Origin of the sequence: Streptomyces europaeiscabiei, assembly GCF_036346855.1 — a bacterium.
In the GTDB taxonomy this organism is placed as follows: domain Bacteria; phylum Actinomycetota; class Actinomycetes; order Streptomycetales; family Streptomycetaceae; genus Streptomyces; species Streptomyces europaeiscabiei.
In genome coordinates this window covers 2,015,427-2,028,681 of sequence record NZ_CP107841.1, presented here as the reverse complement: position 1 = coordinate 2,028,681, position 13,255 = coordinate 2,015,427, and the positions used below count along the sequence as shown (strand labels likewise).

Here is a 13,255-nt window from a genome sequence, read left to right as displayed (position 1 = left end):
TCAGATGTCCGTCGATTCGATCTTGCATGCGCAGAGAATCAGCCGCTGGCGCATGGATCAACCTCCGCTGCGAACTGCAGACGAAGCCGCCTCATACATTGCGGACTTGGGGTTTGTCGTCCTCTTCGGCGACAAAGCGGCCAGCTATCCCTCGTTGCGAGAGGCGGGGAGAGACAGCGAAGCGCAACTCCTCCCCGCAGGGTGGGGGGAGGATCTGGAGCTGGTCTGGACGTGGAAGGACATGCTGCCCACGGAGCAACGTGCCTGGTGCGGCCGGTTCGTCGCCGGCCGACAATCACTTCTCTCACCGTACATGCTCGACATGCTCTATCCACATGCCGGAGATCCCGAGGACTTCCGCATGGTGGCCCTGTCTCCCACGGCGAAGCAAATTGCACAGCACCTGCTGCTCGAAGGTCCCACCTCCATGCGCCTCATCCGTGAGGCATTCGGCTTGGACGGGAAGGTGGCACAGCGGATCCTTACGGAACTCGGCCGGTCGCTCCTCATCACGAATTTCGGAACTCGGCAGGACGGTCCGGGCTGGCCCAGTTGCGTGATCGAACTGACGAGTCGGGCGTTCTTTCCCGATCCTGCCGTCAGACGAGGCCCCAGCCGACATGAAGCAGCCTCGGCCTTCCTCGACACCATGGTGCGGGGAACGACGCGAGAGTTGTTTCGCGCGTTCCGCTGGACAGCAAAGGAAGCCGCTTCGGTACTCGGCGACTTGGATCGACGTGGTCTTGCCACGGTCGATGCCGATGGCCGCTACCGATTCCCGGATCGCTGATGCTGTCTTCCGCTCTCCCCCTTTTTGCAAACAAGTGGACATATCGTCGCTTTAAGGACCGAGGGTATGGCAGACATCATTCTCACTGGCGGCCGAGTGTTCGGATCGGATGCCGCGGACACGATCGCCTTGCGGGGGGACCGTGTGCTCGCGGTCGGCTCTGCCCGGGAGGTGTGGGCAGACGTGGGCCACGACGCCGAGGTGATCGGCACGCACGGCCGCCTGGTCATGCCTGGCTTTCAGGATGCGCATGTCCATCCACTGGCGGCCGGGCTGCTCGAATCGTGGTGCGACCTGCGCGACGCGGTCGACGCCGTTGATGCTCTGGAGCGGATCCAGGCATACGCGCGGCAGCACACGGACCTTGGCTGGATCGTCGGAGGAGGCGCCAACTCGGCGTTCTTTTCAGGCAGTACGCCGGCCGTCGACCTCCTCGACAAAGTCGTACGCGACCGTCCCGTCTATCTTCTGGGCTCGGACCTGCACGACGCCTGGGTGAACAGCACTGCCCTCACTCGCGCCGGCATCGGCACGCACACTCCCGATCCGCCGTTCGGGACGATCGTCAGGGACCATCGCGGCCGACCGACGGGTCTGCTCCATGAGGCAGCGGCTGCTCTGGTGGGTCGGCACATACCCGTACCGGATCGAGCAGCGCTGGAGAACGCTCTGCTCACGGCACAAAGCATCCTGCACCGGCACGGTCTCACGGCCTGGCAGGACGCTCTCGTCGGCCCCTACCTCGGCTTACCCGACCCGCTGCCTGCCTACGTCGCGCTGGCCGGCCGCGGAGAGCTGACTGGCGCCGTGTCACTGGCACTGTGGTGGGATCCCGGCCGCGGGCTCGAGCAGGTGGACGAACTGTGCGCGCGACGTGAACAGGCCCGAGCTGTTGGCCTGCCCGCGGACCACGTGAAAATCATGCAGGACGGCATATGTGAGAACGGCTGGGCCGCTCTGCTCTCGCCCTACCTCGACAGGTCCGTCACGCCGCCCGGCAAACTCCACCCCGCACAGCTGAGGGAGGCTGTGAGCGCGCTGGTTCGCGCGGACTTCTCCGTGCACTTCCATGCCGTCGGAGACAGGGCGGTGCGTGAGTGCCTGGACGCGGTCCAGGCGGCCGGGCGCTCCTTCGAGCGACGGCACCACATCGCCCACGTGCAGCTCGTAGCCGACGCCGACCTGCCCAGGTTCGCCGAGCTCGACGTGACAGCGAACGTGCAGCCGCTCTGGGCGGCGGAGATCCCGCACATGCGAGAGACGTACGAGCCGATGCTCGGCACACACCGCGTGGACAGTCAGTATCAGTTCGCCAGCCTCGCCCGAGCGGGCACCCGGCTGGCAGCCGGCAGCGACTGGCCCGTGAGCAGCCCGAACCCGCTCTGGGGCGCCTACGTCGCGGTCACCCGGCTACCTGCTCTGGCCAGTGCGCCCTGGCTTGGCCCGGGATACAGCCCCGATCCGCTCAACCCCGACGAGCGGATCGGCATGCCTGACATTCTCCGGGCATTCACGACCGGCACAGGCCACCTGCATCAGCACCCGGCAACCCTGACTCCCGGAGCCCCTGCCGATGTCGTGGTACTCGACCTCGACGTCCTGCGGGAGGGACCGGACGCTTTGTGCGAGGCGCAGGTGGACCTCACCATCGCAGCCGGCCAGTGCGTGTATGACCGGCTCCAGGTGTTCGAAGCGGAACCTGTGGCCGGCCTGGGTGGCTCGCGGACGCACGCCGCGGCGCTCTCATCCGGCGGCCCCACTGAATGACCGGTCAACGACGCTCCACAGCGGACCTCCAGGCGCTCGCTGCAACCGTCAGAGCGACAGCAGAGGCATTTTTCAGAGAGGAAGACAGCCATGGTGGCAACCCAATTGACGATCGCGAAGTCTCCCGACTCGGCCAGGAGCACGCGGGTCGAGGCGTGGGATTGCCCTGCGATCACTCCCGAGGCGGTCTGGAAGGGAGTGATCGGCGCGGTGCGCGCCGTGTTGGGAGGTGACGACAAACGCGAGCTGATAAAGATCACCGTGGGCGACGAAGTGCTCTCCGACCGTGCCCTGATGCCGGCTCCTGATGGCACCGAGTCGCCGGATCAATGGCTGAGCAGGTTGCAGCAAGAGTTCGGCGCGGGAACCCCTATTCTGCTCTACGCGCGTGAGTTGGCCTCGCACGATCGTGATCTGTTCGAGCTGCTGCTGTCGGCTTTCGGCCGTTCGGTGTTCGAGGATTATGGGCTGGTGCGCGGAAACATAGACATTGAGGTGTTCCTCGGCGAATATAGTGCGACACCTGGCGGTATCCATCGAGAGCAGTGCGCCAACAGTCATTTTGTCCTCCAGGGACGCAAGTACATGCACTTCTGGCACGGTGAGGACTGGATACCGGATTCCGTCGAGTGGCGTGCGGCAGAAGGTATGAACGCCATAGACCCCGAGGAATACCTGCCGTCCCTTTCCGTGCCTTCGGTGGTCGACCGCGGCACATCGCTGATCGCCTCCAGCGGTGAGTTCTTCACCTGGGACACGGGCACCTGGCACGTGGCCGAGACGGTTGGCCCGGCATTCGCGTTCAATATTGCGCGATACACCAGGTCCTTCGTTCCAGGCGAAGGTACCTACCCCATCGTGGCGGAACCGGATGGTCGGGTGAGCGCGGCATGGCTGGCCGGTTATCAGGACTTCCTCGGCGACGGCGTCGACCCGGCCTCGGCGCTGGCCGGCGCCTCCGCCTACGGACTTGCAGGTGCCGAACCGGAGGACGGAGAGATCATCAACCTGCGCCGGGTGGCGGTCGACAGCCATGCGCCTCGCCTTTGGTGCGAGTGGCAGGGCGCGATACTGGTTGCCGCGCACGGGAAGAGCAGCACGGTCTCCTCGACTGTGCTCCCGTGGTACATCGGCTTCGCCGACCTCCCGATCGGTGCCGAACAAGACATACCTGACGACCGGGAGACCTTGGCTCTCGCCCGGTTCCTGGTGAAAAACGGTGTCTTGAGGGCCGTGTAGCGTGAGCGAGAAGTCCCGCCGGATGTTGACCCGGCGGGACTTCGTGTCGATGGTTTCGCGGGGCCGTCGAGGCCGCCCTCGAAGCAGCTCGGCCGACCTTTTGGGGCCGGACGCCGTTCGGTGAGGAAGCGGCGAGGTTGCCGAGGGAGCCTGCGTCGCCGCCCACTGCAGTGCGCCGACGAGCAGGACGATGCTCAAGGAGCCCCTGGCGGGCGAGTTCGACGGCCGGGCTCATCATGGGGGCGAGCCTCGCCGTGCGTATCTCCGCGCCGCAGGCAGCCTTGACTTGTGCGCCGATACGGGCTGCAGCGCGCTGCTCCGTGACCCGTCACGCTTGCCTCGGCGGGACACAATCTGCCGAGGCGATCCTGCGTTCCCGGCCCTGACCTGAGCATTTACGGAACTGCGGACAGAGCCGTCTTCAGGCACGCCATCACCGTGTTGTGCGCTCTTGAGAGTCAGGACTTCTGCCCGCAGCTGTACCGGAGCATCGGCTTCGCCGCCGCCGACTACGCCGAACTGCTGCCCTGGTGGCCGAGACCGCCCGGGGCAGCGGGACCCGGATGTACATCGGGGCCCTGTACAAGGCGGGCGACCCGGCGCAGCCGGCGCGACCTGGCAGGAATCGGCCGAACTGTCGGAGCACCTCACCCTCGCCCGCGACGTCCCGGAGGCACGCGGACACGTCCTCTTCTCGGCCGAGGATGTCGAGGACGACCGGATCGGCGCGACGGCTCGGGTGGTCGCCGACCACGCGACGGCGCGGGTGGTCGCCGACCACTACCAGCGGCCGGCGGAACCACCGCGCTGACGGGACCGGTGGACGGACGCGGGACGGCTACCTCGGGTCACCGGGGTGACGGACGACCGTGTCCGGGCCCGGGGACATCAACGCCTCGTGCCCGTCGTCCTCGAACCTGACCCGGTAGGGCGGGTTCCCGTCATGGCCGAGCACCTCCAGGACCTCCGCGGTCCGGTCGTGGTGCCCGACGGTCCTGCCGTGCACCAGCAGGGTGTCGCCTACAGCTGCCTGCATCGGGGGGCCTCCTCGTCTCGCACGGGAGTGGCGGTCCGTGACCGCAGTCCATTGCGGGCGGCACCGGTCGGACCGGTGTGCGTAACGGGCTCCCTGGCGCTCTCAGGCTGAGGAGCGCTGGGTGACCGCGATGCAGACCAGCACGGCGGCGGCCGTCAGGGGCGCGGCCGGGGTGAGCTGCTCACCGAGGAGCAGCACCGACCACACCAGTGTGAGCAGCGGCTGCGCCAGCTGCAACTGGCTGGCCTTCGGTATGCCGATCGCCGCCATGCCCCGGTACCAGACGACCAGCCCCAGGAACTGGGACCCGGCCGCCACCCACAGCAGCCCCGCCACACTGTGCGCGGTCAGCCGCACCGGCTCGTACGACAGGGCCAGCAGTGCGCCCGGCACGCTCAGCGGCAGACACAGCACCAGTGCCCAGGCGATGACCTGCCAGCCGGGCATCACCCGGGCCAGTCGGCCACCCTCGGTGTAGCCGGCCGCGCAGACCAGCAGGGCGCCGAAGAGGTAGAGGTCGGCCGTGGTGAGGGCGCCGCCGCTCTGGGTCACGGTGAACGCGAGGACGGCGGCGGCCCCGGCGAGGGCGGCGGTCCAGAAGGTGCGCGAGGGGCGCGTGCCCATGCGCAGCGCCGAGAACAGGGCGGTCGTCAGCGGGAGCAGGCCGACGACGACGGCGGCGTGCGCGGTGGTCGAGGTCCGCAGAGCCAGAGTGGTGAGCAGGGGGAAACCGACGACCACTCCGGCGGCCACGACCGCGAGCCCCGCCCAGTGCCGGCGGGCCGGCGGCCGCACCCGCAGGGCCGACAGACAGCAGCCCGCGATGACGGCGGCGAGGACGCTGCGCACGGCGACGAGGGACCAGGGGCCGAAACCCTCCAGGCCCCAGGCGGTGGCCGGGAAGGTGAGGGAGAAGGCGGTGACGCCGAGCGCGGCCTGGAGCGTGCCGCCGGTACGGGGGCGGTGGTCGGTCTCCGGCGCGACCGGGCCGGTGCCCGCGGCCGGACGGGTTCCGGAGGTGGCCGCGCGCGGCTCGGTGCCTTCCGTGCCACTGTCCACCGCTACTGAATCGCAGGCGATAGCGCTACTCTCTACTCTCATGCATGAGCGTAGCAGTGGTGTGGAACTGGCGGAACAGCTGCGAAAAGAGCTGGACCGCTACTCACCTGGTGGAAAGCTGCCGTCGAGTCGGGCGCTCGTCGAACGCTTCCGGGTGAGCCCGGTGACCGTCTCGCGGGCTCTTGCGCAGCTGGCCGCCGAGGGGCTCGTGGTGACCCGGCCGGGGGCGGGCGCCTTCCGGGCGCGGCCACGTGAGAGCGGGGCGGCCGTGGGGGACACGTCCTGGCAGGAGGTCGCCCTCAGCGCGGACGGCAGCGCCGAACCGTCGCCCCGCACGGTGGACGCCTCCGGAGTGCTGGTCTCGCTCGCCTCCCCGCCCCCGGGCGTGATCGAGTTCAACAGCGGCTATCTGCACCCGTCGCTGCAGCCGGAACAGGCCATGGGCGCGGCCCTGTCGAGAGCAGGACGGCGGCCCGGGGTGTGGGCGCGACCGCCGGTCGAGGGGGTGCCGGAGCTGCGCGAGTGGTTCGCGCGGAGCATCGGCGGGGCGATCACCGCGGCCGAGGTGATCGTCGCGGCGGGCGGTCAGTCCGCCCTGACCACCGCCCTGCGCGCCCTCGCGCCGCCCGGGGCGCCCGTGCTGGTCGAGTCGCCCACCTATCCGGGCATGCTGGCGATCGCGCGGGCGGCCGGGCTCCGGCCCGTTCCGGTACCGGTGGACGCGGACGGCGTCAGACCCGCCCTGCTCGCCGACGCGTTCAGGGCGTCCGGCGCCCGGGTCTTCGTCTGCCAGCCGCTCTTCCAGAACCCCACCGGTGCCGTCCTGTCCGTCGACCGCAGGGGTGAGGTGCTGCGGATCGCCCGCGAGGCGGGGGCCTTCGTGGTGGAGGACGACTTCGTACGCCGTCTCGTGCACGAGGACGCCGGACCGCTGCCCGGGCCGCTGGCGGCCGACGATCCCGACGGAGTGGTCGTGCACGTCTCCTCGCTGACCAAGGCCACCTCGCCCAGCTTCCGGGTGGGCGCCCTGGCCGCCCGGGGCCCGGTCCTGGAACGGCTGCGCGCCATCCAGGTCGTCGACACCTTCTTCGTACCGCGCCCCCTCCAGGAGGCAGCCCTCGAACTCGTCGGCTCACCCGCCTGGCCCCGCCATCTCCGCGCGGTCTCCAGGGAGTTGAGGAACCGCCGGGACACGCTGACCTCCGAGCTGCGCATGTGCCTGCCCGAACTCGCCCTGCCCCACATCCCCTCCGGCGGCTACCACCTGTGGCTGCGCCTCCCGGACGGCACCGACGAGCCCGCCCTGGTCGCCGCGGCCCTCCGCGCGGGTGTGGCCGTCACCCCCGGCCGCCCCTACTTCAGCGCCGAACCCCCGGCCGGGCACCTGCGGTTGAGCTTCGCCGGGGTCGCGGGCACGGGGGAGATCGCGGAAGGGGTACGGCGGCTGAGGACGGCGGTAAACGGTTCGACAGCGGGCCTGTGACCTGCGAACGTCCAAGCCATGAGCGACGAGTCGACCCTGCCCCCTCTGCCCGAGGGCTACGAGATGTCCGACGACCCCGACCGCGTCGACGTCGGTCGGGTCCACCACTGGCTGTCCACCGACGCGTACTGGGCCCTCGGCCGGCCCCGCGAGAAGCAGGAGAGCGCGATCCGTGGATCCCTCAACTTCGGGGTGTACGAGACGGGTTCGGGGGAGCAGGTGGCGTACGCGAGGGTGGTGACCGACCGGACCACCTTCGCGTGGCTCTGCGATGTGTACGTCGACCCGTCGGCGCGTGGGAAGGGGCTGGGCACCGCCCTGGTCGCGGCCGTGCGCGAGCACCTGCGGCCGTACGGGCTGCGGCGCGTTCTGCTCGCCACGCACGACGCGCACGGCGTCTACGCGAAGCTCGGGTTCGAGCCGCTCGCAAAGCCGGACCAGTGGATGGCGCTCGTGTTCGAATGAGGCGCCGGTCGCGACGACGAGTACCCGGGGTGAGCGGCGAATACCCCGGGTAACTCCTGAGTAACGCCTCTTGACCTGCGCAGTCCTCCGTTCCACCATCGCCGCATGCCATTTCGGGTCACGTTCGTCGCCGCCGCGCGCTGCTCCTCGCTGCTCGCGGAGCGTTTCGAGGACGACCGGCCGCTGGACCAGGCCGGCTGGGACGAAGTGCAGCGCGCCGCCCATGAGCTGGTGCCGCTGGCCGCGGCCGAGCTGCGCTACTGCTCACCCACACCCCGCAGCCGGGCCACCGGCGACGCCCTCGGCTACGCGCCGCTGGGCCAGCCCGCGCTGCGGGACTGCGACATGGGCCGCTGGCGCGGCTTCACGCTCGGGGAGGCCATGGCCCGGGAGCCCTCGGCCGTGGACGCCTGGCTCGCCGACCCGCACTCCACGCCGCACGGCGGCGAGTCGCTGATCGCCTTCATCTCCCGCATAGGCGGCTGGCTCGAAACCCGTCCGGTGGGCGAGGGCGGCCGTATCGTCGCCGTGGCCGAGCCGTCCGTGCTGCGCGCCGCCCTCGTCTACGCGCTGAAGGCCCCGCCGTCGTCCTACTGGAACATGGACATCCCGCCCCTGTCGACGGTCACCATCGCGGGTCACGCGGGCCGCTGGAACCTGCGGCTGGGCGCCGCGCAGTAGGCGAGGTCCGCGCTCCGACGGGTGTGGTCGGTGACCGGGAGCTGGTTCTCCGCAGGGCCACCGACCCGCCAGACCGTCCGTCGGCGGCCTTCGTCGTACACCTCGAACCCGCCCGGTGGAGACCGGCGGGCAGGGGTGGTCCGTGCGCCGGCAGCCGGTGGTCAGGTCCAGGTCGTGGGAAAGGCGGTCGGCGCCGAAGCGGACGTCCGCCGTGCGGGGGCCGGGGCGCCCGGCGGGAAACGCGGAGTGCGTCCGGCGGGGCGCGGGACGCCCCGCCGGACGAAAGCTCCGACCTCCCGGTGGAGGGGGCAGCCGTCCTGCGGCGGGCCGAAATCGGTCGTCCCCGTCAAGTGCCCCTTCCGCCCGCTCGCGAGGTCCCGCACGGGCCGCGGGACCCGCCACCTCCCGCAGCGATGTGCCTGTACATCGGGAACTGGCAGGAAATCGCCCGTCCGTCCTTCACTTCCGACACTTTCGGTGCCGTGTGGCCCGTTGACGCCGGTCTGGTCACCTCCCTATGTTGCCGTTCGATGTGTTGATCATTGTCTGATATTTCGAACAACTCCAGACCCCACCCCGAGCCGCGGAGTATCCATGTCACGCAGCACCCGCACCCGTTGGAGACTCGGCCTCACCGCCACCGCCCTCCTCGTGGCGGCCGCCTCCGTCCCGGCCCCCGCGCACGCCGAGGACGTCACCGACTACGCGATCACCGTCGACCCGTCCGCCTCCGGCGCGAAGATCGACGACACGATGTACGGCGTCTTCTTCGAGGACATCAACCGGGCCGCCGACGGCGGTCTGTACGCCGAACTCGTGCAGAACCGGTCCTTCGAGTACTCGACCGCCGACAACCGCGCCTACACCCCCCTCACCTCCTGGGCCGTCGACGGCACCGCGCGGGTCGTGAACGACTCCGGCCGCCTCAACGAGCGCAACCGCAACTACCTTTCCCTGGGCGCCGGTTCGTCCGTCACCAACGCCGGTTACAACACCGGGGTCCGCGTCGAGGAGGGCAAGAGGTACAACTTCTCGGTGTGGGCACGCGCCGAGAGTCGTACGACGCTGACCGTCACCCTCCAGGACGCCGACGGAACGCTGGCCGAGGCCCACCAGGTCGCGGTCAAGGGCGGCTGGGCCAAGTACAAGGTCCGTTTCAAGGCGACGCGGACCAGTTCCGACGGCCGTCTGACCGTCGGAGCTGCCGGCGCCGCAGCCGTCGACGAGGTGTCCCTCTTCCCGCGCGACACCTACAAGGGCCACAAGAACGGTCTGCGCGAGGACCTCGCCGAGAAGATCGCCGCGCTGGAGCCGGGCTTCGTCCGCTTCCCCGGCGGCTGCCTCGTCAACACCGGCTCCATGCAGGACTACAGCGAGGCCTCGAACTGGGAGCGCAAGCGCTCGTACCAGTGGAAGGACACCATAGGCCCGGTCGAGGAGCGCGCCACCAACGCCAACTTCTGGGGCTACAACCAGAGTTACGGCCTCGGCTACTACGAGTACTTCCAGTTCTCCGAGGACATCGGCGCGATGCCGCTGCCCGTGGTGCCCGCCCTCGTCACCGGCTGCGGCCAGAACAGGGCCACCGACGACGACGCCCTGCTCCAGCGGCACATCCAGGACACGCTCGACCTCATCGAGTTCGCCAACGGGCCGGTGACCAGCGAGTGGGGCAAGAAGCGGGCGGAGATGGGCCACCCGAAGCCCTTCCACCTCACCCACCTCGGCGTCGGCAACGAGGAGAACCTGCCGAACGAGTTCTTCGCCCGCTTCCAGAAGTTCCGGGCCGCCATCGAGGCGAAGTACCCCGACATCACGGTGGTCTCGAACTCCGGCCCCGACGACACGGGCACCACCTTCGACACCGCGTGGAAGCTGAACCGCGAGGCGGGCGTCGACATGGTCGACGAGCACTACTACAACAGCCCCCAGTGGTTCCTCCAGAACAACGACCGCTACGACTCCTACGACCGCGGCGGTCCGAAGGTCTTCCTCGGCGAGTACGCCTCCCAGGGCAACGCCTTCAAGAACGCCCTCTCCGAAGCCGCGTTCATGACCGGCCTGGAACGCAACGCCGACATCGTGAAGCTCGCCTCCTACGCACCGCTCCTCGCCAACGAGGACTACGTGCAGTGGAGCCCCGACATGATCTGGTTCAACAACCGGGCGTCCTGGAACTCCGCCAACTACGAGACCCAGAAGCTCTTCATGACCAACGTCGGGGACCGTGTGGTGCCGTCGAAGGCCACGGGTACGCCGGCCCTCTCCGGCCCGATCACCGGCGCCGTGGGCCTCTCCACCTGGGCGACGACAGCGGCGTACGACGACGTGTCGGTGACCTCGGCGGACGGCGCGAGCCTGCTCACCGACGACTTCGGCGGCGACGCCTCGAAGTGGACCCACACCGGCAGGGGCAGCTGGAGCATCCAGGACGGGCAGTACGTGCAGAGCGACGTGGCCGCCGAGAACACCATGGTCTCGGCCGGTGACACCGCCTGGCACGACTACGACCTGAAGGTGAAGGCCACCAAGAAGTCCGGCAAGGAGGGCTTCCTCGTCGCCTTCGGTGTCAAGGACACGGGCAACTACTACTGGTGGAACCTCGGCGGCTGGAACAACACCACCAGCGCGGTCGAGCAGGCCGTGGACGGCGGCAAGTCGTCCCTGATCTCCAAGCCGGGCACGATCGAGACGGGCCGCGCGTACGACGTCGAGGTCAAGGTGCGCGGGCGGCAGGTGACCCTCCTCCTCGACGGCAAGGAGTGGGGCAGCTTCACCGACGACAAGCCGGCGGAACCGTTCCGGCAGGTCGTGACGCGTGACGCCGGGACCGGTGACCTCATCGTCAAGGTCGTCAACGCACAGGCCGCGGCGGCGCGTACGGCGATCGACCTCGGGGGTGCGAAGGTGCGCTCCAAGGCCCGGGTGACCACGCTTTCGGCGGCGCCGGACGCGGTGAACACGGAGACGGCCACGCCGGTCGCGCCGGTGACGTCCACGTTCAGTGGGGTGGCTGAGGAGTTCAGCTACACGTTTCCGGCCAACTCCGTGACGTTCTTGCGGATCAGGGAGCGGTGATGGTGAGGGTGGCCCGGGGTTCATGAGCCGGGTGCGGGTGTGTGGGGGCTGCTCGCGCGGTTCCCCGCGTACCTTGTGGGGCCTTCGGCCCCTCTAGGGGGCGCTTCTCACGAGCGGCGGCGGGGCTTTCCGGTCTTGCCGCCGCTCTTGGCGTTCCTGCCGCCGGACGAGCCGCCTCGGGGGTTTCGGGCGGTCGGCCTGCCCGTCGTGGGCTGGCGTGGGCGCTTGGCCTTCGGGGGCTGCTTCTCCGCCGGAGCCTGGGTGCGACCGCGTGAGCTGTTGACCGTTCGGCCCCGGACGATACCGATGAAGTCCTCGACCAGGTCGGTGGTCGCGTCCTGCGGCCAGGACAGGGCGACGCGGGACTCGGGGGCGTCCGTGACCGGACGGTAGGTGAGGTCCTTGCGGTGGTGGAGCCGGGCGAGCGACTGGGGGACGACGAGCAGCCCGATCCCGGCCGCCACCAGTTCGATCGCGTCCTCCGTGGTGACGGGGCGCTCGAACGCCGGCTCACCCGGCGGACGCTCCCAGCCGAGGGTGTCGTCGAGCGGATGCAGCACGACCTCGTCCGCCAGGTCCTCGGTCGTCACCTCGTCGACCGCCGCGACGACGTGGTCCTTGGGGACCACGACCACCGTCGTCTCGGTGTAGAGGGGGATCGCGCTGAGGTCGGTGTCGTCCACCGGCAGCCGCACGAAACCGGCGTCGGCGCCGCCGTCCCGCAGCACACCGAACGCCTCGGTGGAGGAGACCTGGAGGAGGGTCAGGGGGACGTCGGGCAACCGCTCGTTCCAGATCCGCACCCACTTGGTGGGCGTCACTCCCGGGACGTACGCGAGCCGGAACGAAGGGGATGCTTCCGAGCCTGTCACGGGACCAGGCTAACGGGCGGGGGCACGGGTCCGGCACCGCGGGCGGCCAGGTGCCCGGCCGGCGGTCACGGGTACGGCGGGGGGTACGGGTACGGCGGGGGTCACGGGTACGGGTCGACGGTCACGGGCACGGCGGGGGCACGGGCCCGGGTACGGGTACGGCGGTCACGGGCACGGCGGGCGGTCACGGGTACGGGCCGACGGTCACGGGTACGGCGGGGTCACGGGTACGGGCCGACGGTCACGGGCACGGCGGGCGGTCACGGGCCCGGTCGGCGGTCGTGGTCGGCGGTCGCGCGCATGGTCGATACCCTTGACCTCATGACGTCGCACCAGACCACCCAGACCATGAAGCCCGCCACCGCGGCGAAGAAGCTGGGTGTGTACCTCCAGGCCACCCCCGCCGAGTTCCAGGAGGGCGTCGTCACGCGCGCCGAGCTGACCGCGCTCCAGACGGACCCGCCCGCCTGGCTGGCGGAACTGCGCCGCAGCGGCCCGCACCCCCGCCCGGTGGTCGCCGAGAGGCTGGGTATCTCCATCGCGGGGCTCGCGCGCGGCGGAGTCACCGAGGCCCTCACCACCGAGCAGATCGAGGCCCTGCGGCAGGACAGCCCCGAGTGGCTGCAGAAGGAGCGCGCCACCCAGGCCGAGGTCCGCAAGGAAGGCGCCCGCATCAAGAAGCGCAACGCGGAGCGGGCGGCCCAGTCGGACGACCGCCGTTCCTGACCCGGTTCGCCGGGTGCCGCCGGGCGCTCGGCGGCACCGGACGAGCCCGACGCCGCGCC

At 69.9% G+C, this 13,255-nt stretch carries 11 protein-coding genes and 1 pseudogene; 9 read left to right on the top strand and 3 right to left on the bottom strand.

Translation table 11 applies throughout. The features are described from left to right. Positions 1-4: 4 nt before the first annotated feature. The 4 genes and pseudogenes from OG858_RS08675 to OG858_RS08660 all read left to right on the top strand — a co-directional run. The gene (locus OG858_RS08675) at positions 5-790 is read left to right on the top strand and encodes an AlkZ-related protein (RefSeq protein WP_179201035.1); all 786 of its coding nucleotides are present in this window, start codon (positions 5-7) and stop codon (positions 788-790) included. Between the two features lie 183 nt (positions 791-973). Next, positions 974-2,557, top strand: coding sequence for an amidohydrolase (locus OG858_RS08670; protein ID WP_328545017.1), 1,584 nt, complete (start codon positions 974-976; stop codon positions 2,555-2,557). A 90-nt stretch (positions 2,558-2,647) separates the two neighbouring features. Continuing rightward, on the top strand, positions 2,648-3,796 hold the full coding sequence (locus tag OG858_RS08665) for a hypothetical protein (protein WP_328545018.1): 1,149 nt from the start codon (positions 2,648-2,650) through the stop codon (positions 3,794-3,796). A 471-nt stretch (positions 3,797-4,267) separates the two neighbouring features. Beyond that, positions 4,268-4,607, top strand: a pseudogene (locus OG858_RS08660) (hypothetical protein); the annotation flags it as partial. 27 nt (positions 4,608-4,634) lie between these two features. Here the strand turns inward: OG858_RS08660 and OG858_RS08655 are convergent. Both OG858_RS08655 and OG858_RS08650 read right to left on the bottom strand, forming a co-directional pair. Then, a complete protein-coding gene (locus OG858_RS08655; protein ID WP_037701681.1) occupies positions 4,635-4,832 on the bottom strand; it encodes a DUF1918 domain-containing protein in 198 nt (65 codons plus the stop codon). A gap of 102 nt (positions 4,833-4,934) precedes the next feature. Then, complete coding sequence (locus OG858_RS08650) at positions 4,935-5,933, bottom strand: DMT family transporter (protein ID WP_319315760.1); 999 nt, start codon at positions 5,931-5,933, stop codon at positions 4,935-4,937. On the opposite strand from OG858_RS08650, the gene OG858_RS08645 reads away from it, so the two are divergent. The 4 genes from OG858_RS08645 (at position 5,932) to OG858_RS08625 (ending at position 11,598) form a co-directional block, all read left to right on the top strand. Further along, the gene (locus OG858_RS08645) at positions 5,932-7,374 is read left to right on the top strand and encodes an aminotransferase-like domain-containing protein (protein WP_328545019.1); all 1,443 of its coding nucleotides are present in this window, start codon (positions 5,932-5,934) and stop codon (positions 7,372-7,374) included. The genes OG858_RS08650 and OG858_RS08645 overlap by 2 nt on opposite strands. Before the next feature lie 18 nt (positions 7,375-7,392). After that, positions 7,393-7,839, top strand: a complete 447-nt coding sequence (locus OG858_RS08640; protein WP_319266476.1) for a GNAT family N-acetyltransferase — start codon at positions 7,393-7,395, stop codon at positions 7,837-7,839. 105 nt (positions 7,840-7,944) lie between these two features. Then, positions 7,945-8,520 carry a histidine phosphatase family protein gene (locus tag OG858_RS08635; protein WP_086748889.1) on the top strand — a complete coding sequence of 192 codons (576 nt, stop codon included), beginning with the start codon at positions 7,945-7,947 and terminating at the stop codon, positions 8,518-8,520. 594 nt (positions 8,521-9,114) lie between these two features. Continuing rightward, on the top strand, positions 9,115-11,598 hold the full coding sequence (locus OG858_RS08625; protein WP_319067331.1) for an alpha-L-arabinofuranosidase C-terminal domain-containing protein: 2,484 nt from the start codon (positions 9,115-9,117) through the stop codon (positions 11,596-11,598). 107 nt (positions 11,599-11,705) lie between these two features. On the opposite strand, the gene OG858_RS08620 is transcribed toward OG858_RS08625, so the two are convergent. Further along, entirely contained in the window at positions 11,706-12,470 is a 765-nt protein-coding gene (locus tag OG858_RS08620; protein WP_086748891.1) for a LysR substrate-binding domain-containing protein, read from the bottom strand. Between the two features lie 321 nt (positions 12,471-12,791). On the opposite strand from OG858_RS08620, the gene OG858_RS08615 reads away from it, so the two are divergent. Beyond that, positions 12,792-13,196, top strand: a complete 405-nt coding sequence (locus tag OG858_RS08615; RefSeq protein ID WP_319067332.1) for a DUF5997 family protein — start codon at positions 12,792-12,794, stop codon at positions 13,194-13,196. Positions 13,197-13,255 lie beyond the last annotated feature (59 nt).